This is a genomic window from Amycolatopsis sp. Hca4, from assembly GCF_013364075.1.
In the GTDB taxonomy this organism is placed as follows: Bacteria; Actinomycetota; Actinomycetes; order Mycobacteriales; family Pseudonocardiaceae; genus Amycolatopsis.
This window is the reverse complement of the sequence record NZ_CP054925.1, coordinates 5,190,492-5,208,623: the sequence shown is the minus strand read 5'-3', so window position 1 is coordinate 5,208,623 and position 18,132 is coordinate 5,190,492. Positions and strand designations below refer to the sequence as shown.

General features: G+C 70.7%; 17 protein-coding genes. 12 read left to right on the top strand and 5 right to left on the bottom strand.

What is annotated here, in order from left to right; genetic code table 11:
* The first annotated feature begins 75 nt into the window (after positions 1–75).
* The 6 genes from HUT10_RS22820 (at position 76) to HUT10_RS22795 (ending at position 7,953) form a co-directional block, all read left to right on the top strand.
* A complete protein-coding gene (locus HUT10_RS22820; RefSeq protein WP_176173101.1) occupies positions 76–1,911 on the top strand; it encodes a methylmalonyl-CoA mutase family protein in 1,836 nt (611 codons plus the stop codon).
* Positions 1,908–4,076, top strand: coding sequence for a methylmalonyl-CoA mutase (scpA, locus tag HUT10_RS22815; protein WP_176173100.1), 2,169 nt, complete (start codon positions 1,908–1,910; stop codon positions 4,074–4,076). Before HUT10_RS22820 ends, scpA begins: the two co-directional genes overlap by 4 nt.
* 3 nt (positions 4,077–4,079) lie before the next feature.
* The gene (meaB, locus tag HUT10_RS22810; RefSeq protein WP_176173099.1) at positions 4,080–5,063 is read left to right on the top strand and encodes a methylmalonyl Co-A mutase-associated GTPase MeaB; all 984 of its coding nucleotides are present in this window, start codon (positions 4,080–4,082) and stop codon (positions 5,061–5,063) included.
* A 49-nt stretch (positions 5,064–5,112) separates the two neighbouring features.
* Positions 5,113–5,418 carry a hypothetical protein gene (locus HUT10_RS22805; protein ID WP_176173098.1) on the top strand — a complete coding sequence of 102 codons (306 nt, stop codon included), beginning with the start codon at positions 5,113–5,115 and terminating at the stop codon, positions 5,416–5,418.
* A gap of 194 nt (positions 5,419–5,612) precedes the next feature.
* Positions 5,613–6,914 carry an amidohydrolase gene (locus HUT10_RS22800; RefSeq protein WP_176173097.1) on the top strand — a complete coding sequence of 434 codons (1,302 nt, stop codon included), beginning with the start codon at positions 5,613–5,615 and terminating at the stop codon, positions 6,912–6,914.
* Positions 6,915–7,119: 205 nt separating this feature from the next.
* A complete protein-coding gene (locus tag HUT10_RS22795; RefSeq protein ID WP_176177947.1) occupies positions 7,120–7,953 on the top strand; it encodes a DUF559 domain-containing protein in 834 nt (277 codons plus the stop codon).
* 64 nt (positions 7,954–8,017) lie between these two features.
* On the opposite strand, the gene HUT10_RS22790 is transcribed toward HUT10_RS22795, so the two are convergent.
* Entirely contained in the window at positions 8,018–8,470 is a 453-nt protein-coding gene (locus tag HUT10_RS22790; RefSeq protein ID WP_217709632.1) for a gamma-glutamylcyclotransferase, read from the bottom strand.
* Between the two features lie 127 nt (positions 8,471–8,597).
* Between HUT10_RS22790 and HUT10_RS22785 the strand changes: the two genes are divergently transcribed.
* The 5 genes from HUT10_RS22785 (at position 8,598) to HUT10_RS22765 (ending at position 12,815) form a co-directional block, all read left to right on the top strand.
* A complete protein-coding gene (locus tag HUT10_RS22785; RefSeq protein ID WP_176173096.1) occupies positions 8,598–9,998 on the top strand; it encodes an NAD(P)H-quinone dehydrogenase in 1,401 nt (466 codons plus the stop codon).
* A 72-nt stretch (positions 9,999–10,070) separates the two neighbouring features.
* On the top strand, positions 10,071–10,529 hold the full coding sequence (locus HUT10_RS22780) for a hypothetical protein (RefSeq protein ID WP_176173095.1): 459 nt from the start codon (positions 10,071–10,073) through the stop codon (positions 10,527–10,529).
* A gap of 130 nt (positions 10,530–10,659) precedes the next feature.
* Positions 10,660–11,178 (top strand): hypothetical protein, encoded by a 519-nt coding sequence (locus HUT10_RS22775; RefSeq protein WP_176173094.1) that lies wholly within the window; start codon positions 10,660–10,662, stop codon positions 11,176–11,178.
* A gap of 98 nt (positions 11,179–11,276) precedes the next feature.
* Entirely contained in the window at positions 11,277–11,930 is a 654-nt protein-coding gene (locus HUT10_RS22770; protein ID WP_176173093.1) for a class F sortase, read from the top strand.
* Between the two features lie 81 nt (positions 11,931–12,011).
* Positions 12,012–12,815: a VOC family protein gene (locus tag HUT10_RS22765; protein WP_176173092.1), complete on the top strand. Its 804-nt coding sequence runs from the start codon at positions 12,012–12,014 to the stop codon at positions 12,813–12,815.
* 48 nt (positions 12,816–12,863) lie between these two features.
* Here the strand turns inward: HUT10_RS22765 and glpK are convergent, their stop codons facing one another.
* Positions 12,864–14,378 carry a glycerol kinase GlpK gene (gene glpK, locus HUT10_RS22760; RefSeq protein WP_176173091.1) on the bottom strand — a complete coding sequence of 505 codons (1,515 nt, stop codon included), beginning with the start codon at positions 14,376–14,378 and terminating at the stop codon, positions 12,864–12,866.
* 31 nt (positions 14,379–14,409) lie between these two features.
* Positions 14,410–15,159 (bottom strand): MIP/aquaporin family protein, encoded by a 750-nt coding sequence (locus tag HUT10_RS22755; RefSeq protein WP_176173090.1) that lies wholly within the window; start codon positions 15,157–15,159, stop codon positions 14,410–14,412.
* Between the two features lie 270 nt (positions 15,160–15,429).
* Here HUT10_RS22755 and HUT10_RS22750 point away from each other — a divergent pair, with 270 nt between their 5' ends.
* Positions 15,430–17,163, top strand: coding sequence for a glycerol-3-phosphate dehydrogenase/oxidase (locus tag HUT10_RS22750; protein WP_176173089.1), 1,734 nt, complete (start codon positions 15,430–15,432; stop codon positions 17,161–17,163).
* A 7-nt stretch (positions 17,164–17,170) separates the two neighbouring features.
* Here HUT10_RS22750 and HUT10_RS22745 read toward each other — a convergent pair whose 3' ends face one another.
* Together HUT10_RS22745 and HUT10_RS22740 are read right to left on the bottom strand one after the other, a co-directional pair.
* Complete coding sequence (locus tag HUT10_RS22745; RefSeq protein WP_176173088.1) at positions 17,171–17,701, bottom strand: GNAT family N-acetyltransferase; 531 nt, start codon at positions 17,699–17,701, stop codon at positions 17,171–17,173.
* Between the two features lie 32 nt (positions 17,702–17,733).
* A complete protein-coding gene (locus HUT10_RS22740) occupies positions 17,734–18,126 on the bottom strand; it encodes a DUF1707 domain-containing protein (protein WP_176173087.1) in 393 nt (130 codons plus the stop codon).
* Positions 18,127–18,132: the final 6 nt, after the last annotated feature.

Genomic DNA, 18,132 nt, shown 5'->3' with positions numbered 1-18,132 from the left:
CCGGCCCCTAACCCTGCCCCTAGCGCGACCAGACTCACAGGTCGAGCGCGGCGAGTGCCTCTACCATCACAGGTTATGACTGATGTGGCCGGTCCGGAGTCAGTGCCGATCTCCGAGTTCGACCTCGCGGCCGAGTTCCCGCAGGCGACGCGCGAGCAGTGGCAGGAGCTGGTCGCGGGCGTGCTGCGCAAGAGCGGGAAGCTGCCGGAGGACTTCGCGGGCGCCCCGGAGAGCAAGCTCGTCACGCGGACCTACGACGGGATCGAGATCCAGCCGCTGTACACGGCCGAGGACGTCCCCGGCGACATCGGCTTCCCCGGCCTGCCGCCGTACGTGCGCGGGTCCCGGCCGGAAGGGCAGGTCAGCACCGGCTGGGACGTCCGCGCCCGGTTCACCGGCGACGACGACCGCGCGGTCAACAAGGCGATCCTCGCCGACCTCGAAGGCGGCGTGACGTCGATCTGGCTCTCCGTGCCGCCCGCGGCGCTGGCCGACGCGCTGAACGAGGTCTACCTGGACCTGGCGCCGGTCGTGCTGGATGCGGGTGCTCAGTACGAAGCCGCCTCCGAAGCGTTGTTCGAACTGTTCGACGAGCGCGAGATCCCGGCGAGCGAAGCCACCGCCGTGCTGGGTGCCGACCCGATCGGGCTGGCCGCCCGGTCCGGCGCCGACGTGGCACTGGAACCGGCGGCCGCGCTCGCGGCGCGTGTCGCCGGGAAGTACCCGAACGTGCGGACGATCGTCGCCGACGGCCTCCCGTTCCACGAGGCGGGCGGCTCGGACGCGCAAGAGCTGGGCGCGCTGGTCGCGGCCGGGGTCACGTACCTGCGGTCGCTGACGGACGCCGGGCTCGACGTCGAGGCCGCGGCCGGGCAGCTGGAGTTCCGGCTCGCCGCGACCGCCGACCAGTTCTCCACCATCGCGAAGCTGCGCGCGGCGCGCCGCCTGTGGGCCCGGGTCGCCGAGGTCTGCGGCTTCACCGCGCCGATGCGCCAGCACGCCGTGACGTCGCCGGCCATGCTGACCCAGCGCGACCCTTGGGTGAACATGCTGCGCACGACCGTGGCCTGCTTCGGCGCGGGTGTCGGCGGCGCGGACGCGGTCACCGTGCTGCCGTTCGACGCGGCGATCGGCCGGCCCGACGCCTTCTCCGCGCGGATCGCCCGCAACACCCACGCCGTGCTGCTGGAGGAGTCCAAGCTGGCCGGCGTGGCCGACCCGGCGGGCGGCTCCTGGTACGTCGAGAAGCTCACCGACGACCTCGCGCACGCGGCCTGGGCCGAGTTCACCGCCGTCGAGGGCGAGGGTGGCCTGGTGGCCTCGCTGGCCTCCGGTGCGCTGGCCGGGCGGCTGGCCGCGACGTGGGAGAAGCGGTCCCAGCGGATCGCCACCCGGCGCGACCCGCTCACCGGCGTCAGCGAGTTCCCGAACCTGGCCGAGAAGCCGGTGGTGCGGGAGCCGGCCGGGTCCACTGTGGAAGGTGGGCTGCCGCGGCACCGGTACGCCGAAGGCTTCGAAGCCCTGCGGGACGCTTCGGACGCGTACCTCGCTTCGCACGGCTCTCGGCCGAAGATCTTCCTCGCGACCCTCGGCCCGGTCGCCGCGCACACCACGCGCGCCGGGTTCGCCGCCAACCTTTTCCAGGCGGGCGGGATCGAAGCCGTCAACCCGGGCGCGACCGACGACCTGCCGGGCGCGTTCCGTGAATCCGGGGCCCGGATCGCCTGCCTCTGCGGCACCGACGACGCCTACGCCGCCCAGGCGGCCGACGTCGCCGCGTCGCTGGGCGCCGAGTACGTCCTGCTCGCGGGCAAGGGGTCCTACGACGGCATTGACGGCAACGTCTTCGCCGGCGGCAACGCCCTGGAAGTCCTCAACGGCCTGCACGCCAAGCTGGGAGTCACGCGATGAGCATCCCGAACTTCGCCGGTCTCGACCTCGGCACGCCGTCGCCGGGCGACCGCGACGCGTGGGCGCGCGCGGTGGAGGACGCCACCGGCAAGGGCCCGGACGCCCTGGCCTGGGAGACGCCGGAGGGCATCGGCGTCAAGCCGGTCTACACCGCCGCCGACCTGTCCGATGTGGACTTCCTGGGCACCTACCCCGGCATCGCGCCCTTCCTGCGCGGGCCGTACCCGACGATGTACGTCAACCAGCCGTGGACCATCCGCCAGTACGCCGGGTTCTCCACCGCCGAGGAGTCCAACGCCTTCTACCGGCGCAACCTCGCGGCCGGGCAGAAGGGCCTTTCGGTCGCCTTCGACCTGGCCACCCACCGCGGCTACGACTCCGACCACCCGCGCGTCTCGGGTGACGTCGGCATGGCGGGCGTGGCCATCGACTCCATCTACGACATGCGCCAGCTCTTCGACGGCATCCCGCTCGACAAGATGTCGGTGTCGATGACGATGAATGGCGCGGTGCTGCCGGTGCTCGCGCTGTACGTCGTCGCGGCGGAGGAGCAGGGGGTGAAGCCGGAGCAGCTCGCGGGGACCATCCAGAACGACATCCTCAAGGAGTTCATGGTCCGCAACACCTACATCTACCCGCCGCAGCCGTCGATGCGGATCATCTCCGACATCTTCTCCTTCACTTCGCAGCACATGCCGAAGTACAACTCGATCTCCATCTCCGGCTACCACATGCAGGAAGCCGGCGCGACGGCCGACCTGGAGCTCGCCTACACCCTGGCCGACGGCGTCGAGTACATCCGGTCGGGGGTCGACGCGGGGCTGAGCGTCGACAAGTTCGCGCCGCGGCTGTCGTTCTTCTGGGCGATCGGCATGAACTTCTTCATGGAGGTCGCGAAGCTGCGCGCGGCCCGGCTGCTGTGGGCGAAGCTGGTGAAGGGCTTCAACCCTTCGTCGTCGAAGTCGCTTTCGCTGCGTACGCACTCCCAGACGTCCGGCTGGTCGCTGACCGCGCAGGACGTCTACAACAACGTCGTGCGGACCTGTGTCGAGGCGATGGCCGCGACCCAGGGGCACACGCAGTCGCTGCACACGAACGCCCTCGACGAGGCCCTCGCGCTGCCGACGGACTTCTCCGCGCGGATCGCCCGCAACACCCAGCTGCTGCTGCAGCAGGAGTCCGGCACCACGCGCGTGATCGACCCGTGGGGTGGGTCTGCGTTCGTCGAGAAGCTGACCTACGACCTCGCGCGCAAGGCCTGGGGCCACATCACCGAGGTCGAGCAGGCCGGCGGCATGGCTCGCGCGATCGATGCCGGTATCCCCAAGCTGCGCATCGAGGAGGCCGCCGCGCGCACCCAGGCGCGCATCGACTCCGGGCGGCAGCCGGTGATCGGCGTCAACAAGTACCAGGTCACCGACGACGAAGAGATCGACGTCCTCAAGGTCGACAACGCCGGCGTCCGCGCCCAGCAGCTGGAGAAGCTGCGCCGGCTGCGGTCCGAACGCGACTCCGCGGCGACGGAAGACGCGCTGCGGCGGCTCACCGAGGGTGCCCAGCAGGGCGGCAACCTGCTGGAACTGGCCATCGACGCCGCCAGGGCGAAGGCCACGGTCGGCGAGATCTCCGACGCGCTCGAGAAGATCTGGGGACGGCACTCCGGGCAGATCCGGACGATCTCGGGTGTCTACCGCGAGGAGGTGGGGAAGACGCAGAACGTCGAGAAGGCCCGTCAGCTGGTCGACGAGTTCGCCGCGGAGGAGGGTCGCCGCCCCCGGATCCTCGTCGCGAAGATGGGCCAGGACGGCCACGACCGCGGCCAGAAGGTGATCGCCACCGGCTTCGCCGACCTCGGCTTCGACGTCGACGTCGGCCCGCTGTTCTCCACCCCGGCCGAGGTGGCGCGGCAGGCGATCGAAGCGGACGTGCACGTCGTCGGCGTCTCGTCACTGGCCGCCGGGCACCTGTCGCTGGTGCCCGCGCTGCGGCACGAGCTGGCCGAGCTGGGCCGCGAGGACATCATGGTGGTCGTCGGCGGCGTCATCCCGCCGCAGGACTACCCGGCGCTGCGCGAGGCCGGGGCGGCGGCGATCTTCGGCCCCGGCACGGTGCTCGCGGACGCGGCCATCGACCTGCTCGGCCAGCTGTCGGCGCAGGAGTCCTGACCCTTGCCGCGCAGGATCGACGTCACCGCCTACGCCAAGGGGGTGCTCGCGGGGGACCGCGGGATGCTGTCGAAGGCGATCACGCTGGTCGAGTCGCAGCGGGACGACCACCGGGCGCTGGCGCAGGAGCTGCTCGTCGAGCTGCTGCCCGTGTCGGGCGGCGCGCGGCGCGTCGGCATCACCGGCGTCCCCGGTGTCGGCAAGTCGACATTCATCGACCAGCTGGGCACCGACCTGACCGCGGCCGGCCACCGGGTCGCCGTGCTGGCCGTCGACCCGTCGTCCACCCGGACCGGCGGGTCGATCCTCGGCGACAAGACCCGGATGGCGCGGCTGGCGGTCGACGAACGGGCGTTCATCCGCCCGTCGCCGACGTCCGGGACGCTCGGCGGCGTCGCGCGGGCGACCCGCGAGACGATCGTGCTGATGGAGGCGGCGGGCTACGACGTCGTGCTGGTCGAGACCGTCGGGGTGGGACAGTCCGAAGTGACCGTCGCGAACATGGTCGACTGCTTCCTGTTCCTGACCCTGGCGCGCACCGGCGACCAGCTGCAGGGCATCAAGAAGGGCGTGCTGGAGCTCGCCGACGTCATCGCGGTCAACAAGGCCGACGGCGACCACGAGCGGGACGCCCGGCGGGCGGCGCGGGAGCTGGCGGGCGCGCTGCGGATGATCTACGGGCCCGAGGCGTCGTGGACACCGCCGGTGCTGACCTGCAGCGGCCTGCACAACCTGCGGCTCGACGAGGTCTGGGGCGCGATCGAGCAGCACCGCGACACGCTGACCGCGTCCGGCGAGCTGGCCGCCCGGCGGCGGCAGCAGCAGGTCGACTGGACGTGGGCGATGGTCCGCGAACAGCTGCTGGGTCGGCTGGCGGCGCATCCGGACGTGCGAACGGTCGTTCCGGACGTCGAACGGGCGGTGCGCGACGGTGAACTGACGGCTACCCTCGGTGCACAGCGGATCCTCGACGCGTTCAGTGGCTGACGCGCGGGCGGTCCGCGGGCAGAATGCCTGGTGGCGGCGAAGGGATGACATGGCGAAACTGCGGGGTCTGGTCCTGGTCGGGCTGCTCGGGGCGGTGCTGTTCACCGCGTCGCCCGCGTATGCCGCTCCGGTGCGCCCGGTGGCCGTGACGATGTCGGCGGCGCACGCTTCTCCGGTGCTGGTCCCGGCGCAGACCACGGTCAACCCGGGCCCGGTGCTCGACCCGGCGCAGACGGACAAGGCGAACAGCGAAAAGACCAGGAACAAGCTGATCGCGGGCCTGCTCGCGGTCGTCCTGCTCGGCATCGTGATCTGGGGCCGCAAGATCCGTTCGAAGCGGGCCAAGGGGTCCTGAGGTTTTCGGCTTTGCCGAAGTGGTGCACGCCGTTCAACGCAGATCCGGTACCGGCCGTCTAGGACGGCGCTTTTCGAGGCGCGGCTTGCCGCCTGCATGGTGCACGATCGTCTGCAAATGCGTACAGATCGATCGGCACGACGCGTGACCCCAGCCGCTGCGCGGGTTACCCGTGTTGCGGGAGGAGGTGCGGCGTGACGGTGTTGGACTCACGGCCGGACGTTCCAGGCGACCCCCATGGGCGCATCATCAACCCCATGGAGGGGTCCGAGGCGCTCATTTCCGAAGCCGGCGTAAGCATGGCTCCCGTGGAGGACCTTGGTGCGGGCCGCGGCCCGTTCTGGCTGGACGACTGGCTGCGCGCCAACGCGACCGACGTGCTGGCCTGGCGAAGGCACATCCACGCGCACCCGGAGCTGTCGCGGCACGAGTTCGCGACCACGGAACTGGTCGTCACGCTGCTGCGTTCGGTCGGGCTCAAGCCGTGGGTGCTGCCGGGCGGCACGGGTGTCGTCTGCGACATCGGCAGTGGTGAGCGGTGCGTGGCGCTGCGCGCGGACATGGACGCGTTGCCGCTGACGGAGGCGACCGGCCTGCCGTACGCGTCGACGACCGAGGGCGCGGCCCACATGTGCGGCCACGACGCCCACACGGCGATCCTGCTGGGCGCGGCCCGCGCCCTGGCCGGCGCGCCGGAGCTGCCGGGCCGCGTCCGGCTGATCTTCCAGCCCGCCGAGGAGGTCATGCCGGGGGGAGCGCTGGACATGATCGCGGCGGGCGCGCTGGAGGGCGTCGAGCGGATCTACGGCCTGCACGTCGACCCGCGCCTCGAGGTGGGGTCGGTGGGGATGCGCGTCGGCGCGCTGACCTCAGCGGCGGACCTGATCGAGCTGCGCCTGACGTCCCCGGGCGGCCACACGTCCCGCCCGCACCTGACGGCGGACCTGGTGCACGCGCTGGGCACGGTGATCACGTCCCTGCCCGCGGTGCTCTCCCGCCGCGTCGACCCGCGGTCCGGGACGGTCCTGGTGTGGGGAGCGGTCCACGCGGGTCAGGCGGCCAACGCGGTCCCCCAGGACGGCGTCCTGCGCGGCACCTTGCGCACGGCGGACCACGAGGTCTGGACGGCCCTGGAGCCGCTGGTGGCCGCTTCGGTGGAGTCCCTCCTGGCCCCCACCGGCGTCGGCTTCCAACTGGACTACCGCCGGGGCGTTCCGCCGGTGGTCTCGGACCCGGAGTCGACGGCCCTGATGCGCGCCGGCGTCGAGGCCGCCCTCGGCGAGGGCGCGGTGGCCCAGACGGAGCAGTCCTCCGGAGGCGAGGACTTCGGCTGGTACCTCGAGCACGTCCAGGGAGCCTTCGCCCGCCTCGGCGTCTGGCCCGGCCCCCCGGCCCCCCAGTCGGACATCCACCGCCCCACGTTCGTCCTGGACGAGCGAGCCCTCCTCTGCGGAGTCCGAACCCTGGTCCACACAGCCCTAACCACCCTCGCCTGACGAGTTCCGCCTCCAATCACGCGAGTTCCGTTTCCGATCACGCGAGTGCGGAGTTACGCACACAAGTTATCCACAGGCTAGGCGAGTTATCCACAGCTCGAGGATGAGGCCCTTCCGTTGATCGTCGGAGGGCCTCATCCTCGAAGTTGTGATCAGATGGGGAGGACTTCACGGAGCCGTCTCGCGTCGCGAAGCCGATGCGGTTTTGGGGCGGCGAGCGGTGCTCGAGGGGCTGGCGACCGGCGTGCTGGCGCAGCCGTGGCGAGGCGTGGTCATCCACGCAGCGGATGCGCTGAATCTTGCGACCCGGGCGCAGGCCGCGCTGATCGCGGTCGGTCCGCCCGCTGTGTTGTCGGGAGCTACTTCTCTTGCCCTGCATGGGATTTCGGCTGCCGAGGAGCCCGCGGTGCACCTCACCGTGCCCTACGCCCGGCGGGTGGAGTCGAGGCCCGGGCTGGTGGTGCATCGAGCCGAATTCACCGAGTCCGATGTGATCGAAATCGAGGGGCTGGCGGTGTTTTCACTCGACCTCGCCCTCGCTGATTTCCTCTGCGACGGAGACAAGCGAACAGCGTTCGCGGCCCTCGACGAGGCCATGCGGGGGCTGGCTGCCGACCACTGCCTGAAGCTCCGTGAGAACGTCCGTGACCGCATTTTGGACCGCAGGAGCAGGCGAGGTATCCACAGGGCGCAGATGCTCCTGGCACTCGCGACCGGGAAGGCCGAATCGCCGCCCGAGAGCATCCTCCGGCTGATCGTGGTCGAAGCCGGATTGCCGGTTCCGGAGGCGCAGTACGAGATCACCGCCATCGACGGCCGCAAGCTGTACGTGCTCGACATGGCGTGGCCGGCCCTCCGCATCGCCCTGGAGTACGACGGCTTCGCCGCTCACGAGGAGCGGCGTGAGCACGATGCCGAGCGCGACCAGCGGCTGGCCGGTCGAGGCTGGGTCACCATCCGGGCAGCCGCGGCGGATCTCCGAGACCCCAGCCGGGTGCTGGCCGAACTCCGGTCCCACTTCGAGCGACGAGCGGCGTGACTCGCGTGCTCGAGGCCGTCACCCGCGTGATTGGGGGCGTAACTCGCGTGATCGGGGACGGAACTCAGCCGGTTATGCCGGAGCAGGGGCGGGTTCGGAGGTCGTCGACGTAGTCGGCGGGGGCGCCGGCCGCCTCGGCGGCGTCGGCCAGGACGCCCAGGTAGCGGGCCGACGGGAGGCCGCCTTCGTAGGCGTCCAGGACGTACAGCCAGGCCAGGACCGAGCCGTCCATCGTCTGGACTCTGAGGCGGATCTTCGAGTGGATGCCCAGCTCGCCGCCTTCCCAGCGGTCCAGCCCGTCCTCGTCCAGCGGGGTCACGTCGTACAACACGACGAACACCCGTGATCCGGGGTCCTCGACGATCGTGGCCAGGGCACCTTCCCACCCCAGGTCCTCGCCGCCGAAGGTCAGGCGCCAGCCCTCCAGCCAGCCGGTGCCGGCCATCGGAGAGTGCGGCGCGCGCTCCAGCATCTGGGCGGGCTCCATGTTCGATCCGTACGCGGCATACAACGGCACGCCGACAGCGTAGCGACACCTCCCTCACCCGAGTGGACGCACTCGCCGTGTTCGCCCACTTCGGTGTCCGGTCACCTTCGCCGCGTACGGTGAGAGCACCGCACGAACAGCCCAGAGGAGGACCCAGGTGACCAGGATCGTGATCATGGGCGGGGGCCCCGCCGGCTACGAAGCCGCGCTGGTCGCGGCCCAGCACGGAGCCGACGTCACGATCGTCGAGCGGGACGGCCTGGGTGGCGCCTGCGTCCTCTACGACTGCGTCCCCTCGAAGACGTTCATCGCCAGCTCCGGCGCGCTGGCCAAGATGCACGACCTCGGCGAGCTCGGCATCAACACCGACCTGGCCGACACCAGCATCGACCTCCCGACCGTCCACGGCCGGGTGAAGGGCCTCGCGCTCGCCCAGTCCGCCGACATCCGCGCCCGCGTCCAGCGCGAAGGCGTCCGCGTCATCGCCGGCGAAGCGCGCTTCTGCGACGAAGAGCCCGGCCTGGCGACGCACAAGGTCGCCGTCACGACCAAGGACGGCACCGAGAAGCTGCCCGCTGACGTCGTCCTCATCGCCACCGGCGCCACCCCGCGCGTGCTGCCCGGCGCGGTCCCCGACGGCGAGCGCATCCTCGACTGGCGTCAGCTCTACGAGCTCCAGGAGCTGCCCGAGCACCTCGCCGTGATCGGCTCGGGCGTCACCGGCGCCGAGTTCGCCTCCGCCTACACCGAGATGGGCGTCAAGGTCACCGTCGTCTCCAGCCGTGACCGCGTCCTCCCGCACGAGGACGCCGACGCCGCCGCGGTGCTCGAAGAGGTCTTCTCCCAGCGCGGCACGACCGTCGCGAAGCAGGCGCGCGCCGACCGCGTCGAGCGCACCGAAAAGGGCGTCGAGATCTTCCTCGCCGACGGCCGCGTGATCGAAGCCAGCCACGCGCTGATGACCGTCGGCTCGGTGCCCAACACCCGGGACATCGGCCTGGACAAGGTCGGCATCGAGCCCGGCCCCGGCGGGTTCATCACCGTCGACCGCGTTTCGCGCACCTCCGTTCCCGGGATCTACGCCGCCGGCGACTGCACCGGCGTGCTCATGCTGGCCTCGGTGGCGAGCATGCAGGGCCGCATCGCGATGTGGCACGCGCTGGGCGAAGGCGTCGCGCCGATCAAGCTCAAGACCGTCGCCGCCAACGTGTTCACCCACCCGGAGATCGCCACCGTCGGCATCAGCCAGCAGGCGATCGACTCCGGCGAGGTGCCCGCGCGCACCATCATGCTGCCCCTGGCCACCAACGCGCGCGCGAAGATGGAGGGCCTCCGCCGAGGCTTCGTGAAGCTGTTCTGCCGCCCCGCCACCGGCGTGGTCGTCGGTGGAGTCGTCGTGGCGCCGCAGGCGAGCGAGCTCATCCTTCCCATCGCGCTCGCCGTCCAGAACCAGCTCACAGTGGACCACCTGGCACTGACATTTTCGGTGTACCCGTCGCTGTCGGGCTCGATCACCGAGGCCGGCCGCCAGCTCATGCGCCACGACGATCTCGACTGATCCGGTAGGCAACCCGTCGCGCCCCGTCGCGTCTTGTCGGTTGTAAGGCTGAAGGACGCGAAGGGTGTGAAGGTGCGCAAGACGGTGTTTTTGGTTGCGGCAGCGGTGTTCGGGGCGACGGCGCTGACGGGACCGGCGATGGCGCAGCAGAGCACGGTCCCGGCGCCGAGCGGCGCGCCGGCCAAGGGCAGCGTCCAGCTCAACGTCAACACCGCGATCAACCAGACGCTCGTGGACAAGTACGTCCGCGACGCGCCGAACGTGGCTCTGGCGAAGTGCGACGGCCCTTCACCGGCGTTCTCCTCGCCGGTGCTGACCTTCGCCAACTACACGCCCGGCCCGTTCATGGGCGCCGACGCGAACATCAGCGCCGACGTCGAGCTGAAGCCGGGCACCGCGGCGGGGACGTACCCGCTGAGCGTGACCTGCGGCAGCCAGACGTACACCACGCAGTTCACCGTGCCCGCCGCCCAGGTCGCGAGGGTGCCTTCGGGCGCCGCGAAGGCCGGCGACGGCAGCATGGCGGGCTGATTTCCCGGAAACGCCCACGAACCACCCCGGAGCCCGTCCGGGGTGGTTTTTTCTTGCCCTGCAAGCAACCCCGCCGCAGGTAGGGACGTCTTCGGAAGCAGAAGTCCCGGGGGAGGGAAAAGGAATGACAATGAAAAAGATCCTGGCCGTAGCCGCCGTTTCGAGCGGATTGCTGCTCTCGGCTCCGGCGGCTTTCGCCGCGACGCCGGCCGGGCACGCGGGGAACCCGAAGGCGTACCTCCGCGTCATGCCGACCGCGGCCCGTCCAGGCGCGAAGGTGCAGATCCGGCTCGGCTGCGAAGCCGCGAGCACGCGCACCCCGACGTCCCCGGTGCTCACCGTCGGTGCCCTGCGGCGCGTCGGCCCGCAGAACGACCCGGCCAAGGCACCCGCCGCCGCCGCGGCGGCGGTCGTGCAGCCCGCGAAGCCGGGCGTCTACCAGGTGTCGTTCTCCTGCGGCGGCGCGGAACTGACCGCGAAGTTCACCGTTCTGGGTGAACATCGCCAGGTGACGAAGGTGCCGTCGGGAGCACCGCAGACCGGTGGCGGTTCCGAAGACCACGGGCCCTTCGCCGCCGCGGCCGCCATGGGCGTGCTGGCCGTCGGCGGCGGCGGTCTCGTGCTGGCCCGCCGTTCCTGGCGGCGCTGACCGCACCGAAGGCCGCGAGAGGGGCGGGGTACCGTCGGGAGCCAACCGAAAGGGCCACCTGAACGTGTGAACATGCAGGTGCTACCCAGGGGGACGGCATGACCACGAGGATCACGAGCAGGCGAGGCGTCCTGATCGCCGTCGTCGCCGCGTTGCCGGCCACCCTGGCCGTGCTCGCGCTGACGCTCGGCGGCGGTGGCGATGACCCCGGCCAGGGCGCCGCCCAGCCGGTCACGCAACCGGTCAGCCTCGCTCCGACGCCCCAGGCGGCCGGTGAGGACGCCGTCGCGGCGCTGCCCAAGTCCGAGCCCGTTTCGATCGACATCCCGAAGATCGGCGCGCGTTCGACGCTGATCCCGCTCGGGCTCAACCCGGACAACACCGTCCAGGTGCCGCCGGTGACCACGCCGCTGCAGGCCGGCTGGTACACCTACGCGCCGACGCCGGGCGAGACCGGGCCTGCCGTCGTCCTCGGGCACGTCGACGGCAACCACCAGAAGGGCATCTTCTTCCGGCTCAAGGAGCTGGCCGCCGGCGACCGCGTCTCGATCGCCCGCAAGGACGGCACCACGGCGGTGTTCGAAGTGACGAAGGTGCACCAAGTGCCGAAGAAGGACTTCGAACGCGAAGGCGTCTACGACGACACCGCCGGTCCCGAACTGCGGCTGATCACCTGCGGCGGGGTCTTCGACCGGTCCGCGCACAACTACGTCGACAACATCGTCGTCTACGCCCGCCTGGTCCAGGCCTGATTTCCGGTTTTTGTCGGTGCCCGGTGCCACACTGTGCGGGCCGTCACCGAAGGCGGCGCGAACGAGGGGTTGGGAGTCGGCATGGTGTTCCGGGACGAAAGATGGCCCGACGGTACGCCCAGCTGGGTGGACCTGATGGTGCCCGATCAGGACAAGGCGATCGCCTTCTACGGCAGCCTGTTCGGCTGGGACGTGCAGCGGGGCGGTGCGGAGACCGGCTTCTACGGCATGGCCGGGCTGCGGGGCCGTCCGGTCGCCGGCATCGGGCAGACCCCACCGGGCCAGGACATCCCCCCGGCCTGGACGACGTACCTCGCCGTGTCCGATGTGGACCACACGGTCGCCGCCGTCACCGAGGCGGGCGGGCAGCTCGTCATGCCGGTGATGGAGGTGCTGAAGGAGGGCCGGATGGCCATCGTGGCCGACCCGGCGGGCGCGGTCTTCGGCCTCTGGGAGGCCGGCAACCACATCGGCACGCAGGTCACGGCGGCCCCGGGCACCCTGGCCTGGAACGAGTGCCTGAGCCGCGGCTTCCCGGCGGCGAAGGCGTTCTACGAGGAGGTCTTCGGCTACGGCTTCCAGGACATCTCCGGCGGCAGCTTCACGTACACGGTGCTGCTGCTCGACGGGCGTCCGATCGGCGGCCTCGGCACCGTACCCGAGTCGGTGCCCGCGGAGGTGCCCTCGTACTGGTCGGCGTACTTCTGGGTGGCGGACGCCGATGCCGGCGCGGCCAAGGTGGCCGAACTGGGCGGCACGGTCGAGGGGCAGCCCTTCGACTCGCCGTACGGGCGGCAGGTGCGGGTCACCGACGACCAGGGCGTCCCGTTCATGATCATCGCCCCGAACGAGCAGTCGGGCGAGCCGGAGGGCTGGGCCGTGTGAGCGGGCGGGCCGGGAGCGCCACCAGGCGGCACCCCCGGCCACGGCCGGTCAGTCCTCGTCTTCGACCCAGTCGAAGGTCTTCGTGACGGCCTTCTTCCAGTTGCGGTACTCGCGCTCCCGGCGGGCGTCGTCCATGGCCGGCTCCCACTGCTTGTCCTGGGCCCAGTTGGTGCGGATGTCGTCCTCGGACTTCCAGAACCCGACGGCGAGGCCGGCGGCGTACGCGGCACCCAGCGCGGTGGTCTCGTTGACCACCGGGCGGATCACCGGCACGCCGAGGATGTCGGCCTGGAACTGCATGAGGAGCTCGTTGACGACCATGCCGCCGTCGACCTTGAGCGCCTTCAGCGGGACACCGGAGTCGGCGTTCATCGCGTCGAGCACCTCGCGGGTCTGGAAGGCGGTCGCCTCCAGCACCGCGCGGGCGAGGTGGCCCTTGTTGACGAACCGGGTGAGCCCGACGATCGCCCCGCGAGCGTCGGATCGCCAGTAAGGAGCGAACAGACCCGAGAACGCCGGGACGAAGTACGCGCCGCCGTTGTCCTCGACGGTGCTCGCGTGCTGCTCGATCTCGGCCGCGGTCGAGATCATGCCGAGGTTGTCGCGCAGCCACTGCACCAGCGAACCGGTGACGGCGATGGAGCCTTCCAGCGCGTACACCGTGTCGTTCGAGCCGATCTTGTAGCAGATCGTGGTGAGCAGCCCGTTCTGCGACATCACCTTCTCGGTACCGGTGTTGAGCAGCATGAAGTTGCCGGTGCCGTAGGTGTTCTTGGCCTCGCCGGGCGAGAGGCAGGCCTGGCCGAACGTCGCGGCCTGCTGGTCGCCCAGGATGCCCGCGATCGGGACGCCGGCCAGCGCGCCCTTCTCGCGGACCTTGCCGTACTCCTCGGACGAGGAGCGGATCTCCGGCAGCATCGAAAGGGGGATGCCCATCTCGCCGGCGATCTCGGCGTCCCACTGCAGGGTGTCGAGGTCCATCAGCATGGTGCGGGAGGCGTTGGTCGGGTCGGTGACGTGCACGCCGCCGTCGGCCCCGCCGGTCATGTTCCACAGCACCCAGGTGTCCATGTTGCCGAAGATCAGATCACCGGCTTCGGCCTTCTCGCGAGCGCCTTCGACGTTGTCCAGGATCCACTTGATCTTGGGTCCGGAGAAGTAGGTCGCGAGCGGGAGGCCGACCTTGTCGCGGTAGCGCTCCTGGCCGCCGCCGAGGTTGCCGAGTTCGGTGACGATCCGGTCGGTGCGGGTGTCCTGCCAGACGATCGCGTTGTACACCGGCCGGCCGGTCGTCTTGTCCCAGACGAGCGCGGTCTCGCGCTGGTTGGTGATGCCGACCGCGGCGATGTCCTTGGCGGTCAGGTCGGCCTTGGCCAGCGCACCCGCGGCGACCCGGCGCGTGTTCTCCCAGATCTCTTCCGCGTTGTGCTCGACCCAGCCGGCGCGGGGGAAGATCTGCTCGTGCTCGCGCTGGTCGACCGAGACGACGCGGCCTTCGTGGTTGAAGATCATGCACCGGGTGGACGTGGTGCCCTGGTCGATCGCGGCTACGTACGAAGTCATTTGTGCTCCCGGAATTCCGTCGAACTTGCGATCAGGTCAGGTTGTGGACGGCGAGGTACAGCAGGGCGGCGAGGGCGCCACCGACGAGCGGGCCGACGACCGGGATCCACGAGTAGCCCCAGTTGGCGTTGGCCTTGTTCTTGATCGGCAGCAGGAACGCGTAGGCGATCCGGGGGCCGAGGTCGCGGGCCGGGTTGATGGCGTAGCCCGTCGGCCCGCCGAGGGAGGTACCGATCACGAGCACCACGAACGAGACGCCCGCGTAGCCCAGTGCGGAGTTGCCGAAGTTCGGCGTCCCGCCGTCGGCGGTCGCGTAGGTCGGGCTGAGCAGGATCCAGGCGACCAGCACGAACGTGCCGATGATCTCGGTGACGAGGTTCCAGGCGGTGTTGGGGATCTGGGGTGCGGTGGAGAAGATGCCGAGCGTGTTCTCGGGCTCGGGGTGGTCGTCGAACTGCAGCTTGTACGCCGCCCAGCAGAGGACGGCACCGAGGATGGCGCCGACCATCTGGCCGATGAAATAGAACGGCACGTTGCCCCACGGCGTCTTGTCCGCGATCGCGAGGCCGAGGGTGACGGCCGGGTTGAGGTGGGCCCCGCTCGGAGCGGCGATGCTGGCGCCGGTGAAGACGGCGAACGCCCAGCCGAAGTTGATGAACAGGAAGCCTGCTTGATGACCGTTGTTCTTGCGGAGCACGTGGTTGGCGACCACACCGTTGCCGAGCAGGATCAGCGCGGCCGTTCCCAGTATTTCCCAGACGACTATCGCTCCAGCACTCACCGCTGCACCTCCACACTGGACACTCTGCGCAGGGTCGATCACGGCGTGCCACGGCACCGTTGCCGACCCACGTCCGCGCGACGTTACCGGGGCGTAGAAGCTACTTCCAAGCACCGGGCAGCCGAATCTTTTCAAGATCGCCGTCAAGATCGCGGTCAAGATCCAGGTCGGGTCGCGGAGGGTTACGCCACAAGTGTCATCCGTGGACGGGCGGACGATCACCGGGTCGTGCGATGCTGGAAGCCTCGCCGGCACGAGGAGGAATGTCACGTGGCGCAGCACGCAGCGGAGACGAACCCGGCTCGACTGGGCCCGGTCAAGCGGGAAGAGACGTGGCAGCGGCTCGGCAACGAGACCTTCGACCTCGTCGTCATCGGCGGCGGTGTGGTCGGGGCGGGCACGGCGCTGGACGCCGCGACGCGCGGGCTGCGGGTCGCGCTCGTCGAGGCCCGTGACCTCGCGTCCGGGACGTCGAGCCGGTCGAGCAAGCTCTTCCACGGCGGCCTGCGGTACCTGGAGCAGCTCGAGTTCGGCCTGGTCCGCGAGGCGCTGCGCGAGCGCGAGCTGATGCTGACGACGATCGCGCCCCACCTGGTCAAGCCGGTCAGCTTCCTCTACCCGCTGACGCACCGCGTGTGGGAGCGGCCGTACACCGCGGCCGGCCTGCTGATGTACGACACGATGGGCGGCGCCCGCAGCGTCCCGGGCCAGAAGCACCTCACCCGCGCCGGCGCGCTGCGGATGGTGCCGGCGCTCAAGCGCTCGGCGCTGATCGGCGGGATCCGCTATTACGACGCCCAGTCCGACGACGCCCGCCACACGATGACGGTGGCCAGGACGGCGGCGCACTACGGCGCGGTCGTGCGGACGTCGACCCAGGTCGTCGGGTTCCTCCGCGAAGCCGACCGGGTGTCCGGTGTGCGCGTGCGCGACGTCGAGGACGGCCGCGAGACGGAGATTTCGGCCGCCGCGGTGATCAACTGCACCGGCGTCTGGACCGACGAGCTGCAGCGCCTGTCCGGCGGCCGCGGGCGGTTCCGGGTGCGCGCGAGCAAGGGCGTGCACATCGTCGTCCCGCGCGACCGGATCGTCTCGGAGTCGGGGATGATCCTGCGCACCGAGAAGTCGGTGCTGTTCGTGATCCCGTGGCGCAACCACTGGATCGTCGGCACGACGGACACGGACTGGAACCTCGACCTCGCCCACCCGGCGGCGACGAAGCACGACATCGACTACCTGCTCGAGCACGTCAACACGGTCCTGGCGACCCCGCTGACCCACGACGACATCGAAGGCGTGTATGCGGGGCTTCGCCCGCTGCTGGCGGGGGAGAGCGAAGAGACGTCGAAGCTGTCCCGCGAGCACGCGGTGGCCCGCGTCGCCCCGGGGCTGGTCGCGATCGCGGGCGGCAAGTACACGACGTACCGCGTGATGGCGGCGGACGCGGTCGACGCGGCGGCGGTGGACCTGCCGGGCCGGTCGCAGCCGTCGATCACGGACAAGGTCCCGCTCCTGGGCGCGGACGGTTACCACGCCCTGGTCAACCAGGCCGACCACCTGGCCGCCGAGCACGGCCTGCACCCGTACCGGGTCCGGCACCTGCTGGATCGCTACGGCTCACTGGTCCACGAAGTCCTGGCCTCGGCGGAGGGCCGCCCGGAGCTGCTGAAGCCGATCGAGCACGCGCCGGACTACCTGGGCGTCGAAGTGGTGTACGCGGCTTCGCACGAAGGGGCCCTGCACCTGGAGGACGTCCTGGCCCGCCGCACGCGCATCTCGATCGAGTACGCGCACCGCGGCGTGGACTGCGCCGAGCAGGTGGCCACCCTGGTGGGTGAAGTGCTGGGCTGGTCGCCCGAAACGGTGAAGCGCGAGATCGAGGTCTACCGGGCCCGGGTGGAGGCCGAGCGCGAGTCCCAGTCCCAGCCGAGCGACGAAGCGGCGGACGCCCTGCGGTCGGCGGCCCCGGAAGCCCGCGCGGGCATCGTGGAGCCGGTGAGCTGAGGGGCCGTCAGGACGTCCGGTGCCAGCGGATCAACCGCTCCCCGGTCGGGGCGCGGTCCGCCTCCGGGCCGACGAGCGTGAACCCGCAGCGCTCGGCCACGATCGCCGACGCCGTGTTGCTCTCTTCGTACCGGTAGCTGACCTCGGTCAGCCCGAGCCCGCCGAAGCCGAACCGCAGGGCGGCGTTCAACGCGGTGGTCGCGATGCCCTTGCCGCGCTCGGCCGGGTGGACCCAGATCGTCGCCTCCGCGTACGCGGCGTCGAGGTTCAGCTCGCGCAGCCCCACCTCGCCCAGGAGCCGTCCCGACGTCGGTTCCGCGATCGCCCACGAACAGCGCTCGTCGCCCGCCCACTGGGCCGCCCGCAAGGCCACGTACTCGGTGGCCTCGTCGAGGGTGCGCAGGCGGTAGTTCAGGACGTACTTGCGGTGCGTCGGATCGGCGAACGCCTCCATCAACAACGGCCGGTCGTCGATGTGGCGGTCGGCGCGCAGCTGGCGCAGGTAGTAGGTGCCCGCGTTGATCTCCACCGGTTCCACTCCGCCCAGCCTAGCCAGACCGGGCGCGACGATCACGACCGGCGGCGGCGCACACCCGCGATCGCCGCGACCACCAGCGGCAGCGCGACCGAAATGATCAGCAACCGACCGCGGGACAGGATCAGCACCGCGATCGCCAGCACGATCGCGATCGGCACCGCGCTCCGGTTCAGGAACGTCGACAGCGCGCTCTCCCCGGCCATCACCGGCACCCCGGGCGCGGCCGCGCCGTTCAGCAGCGCGCTCGGGCGCGGTGACGGCAGGTCGTCGAACAGCGGGATCAGTTCGCTCACCCGCTTCGCCGCCGTCACCTTCGCCGACCGGGTTCCGTACTCGTCGATGTCGAGGCGGCCGGTGCGGACGTGTTCCTCCAGGACGTCGAGGGCGTCCTGGCGTTCCGCGTCGCTCAAGCGCATGTCACCCACGGTGGG

Coding starts and splice junctions, on each gene's coding strand:
- HUT10_RS22820 (WP_176173101.1), top strand. CDS start 76: ATGACTGATGTGGCCGGTCCGGAGTCAGTGCCGATCTCCGAGTTCGAC.
- scpA (WP_176173100.1), top strand. CDS start 1,908: ATGAGCATCCCGAACTTCGCCGGTCTCGACCTCGGCACGCCGTCGCCG.
- HUT10_RS22805 (WP_176173098.1), top strand. CDS start 5,113: ATGGCGAAACTGCGGGGTCTGGTCCTGGTCGGGCTGCTCGGGGCGGTG.
- HUT10_RS22775 (WP_176173094.1), top strand. CDS start 10,660: ATGAAAAAGATCCTGGCCGTAGCCGCCGTTTCGAGCGGATTGCTGCTC.
- HUT10_RS22770 (WP_176173093.1), top strand. CDS start 11,277: ATGACCACGAGGATCACGAGCAGGCGAGGCGTCCTGATCGCCGTCGTC.
- HUT10_RS22765 (WP_176173092.1), top strand. CDS start 12,012: ATGGTGTTCCGGGACGAAAGATGGCCCGACGGTACGCCCAGCTGGGTG.
- glpK (WP_176173091.1), bottom strand. CDS start 14,378: ATGACTTCGTACGTAGCCGCGATCGACCAGGGCACCACGTCCACCCGG.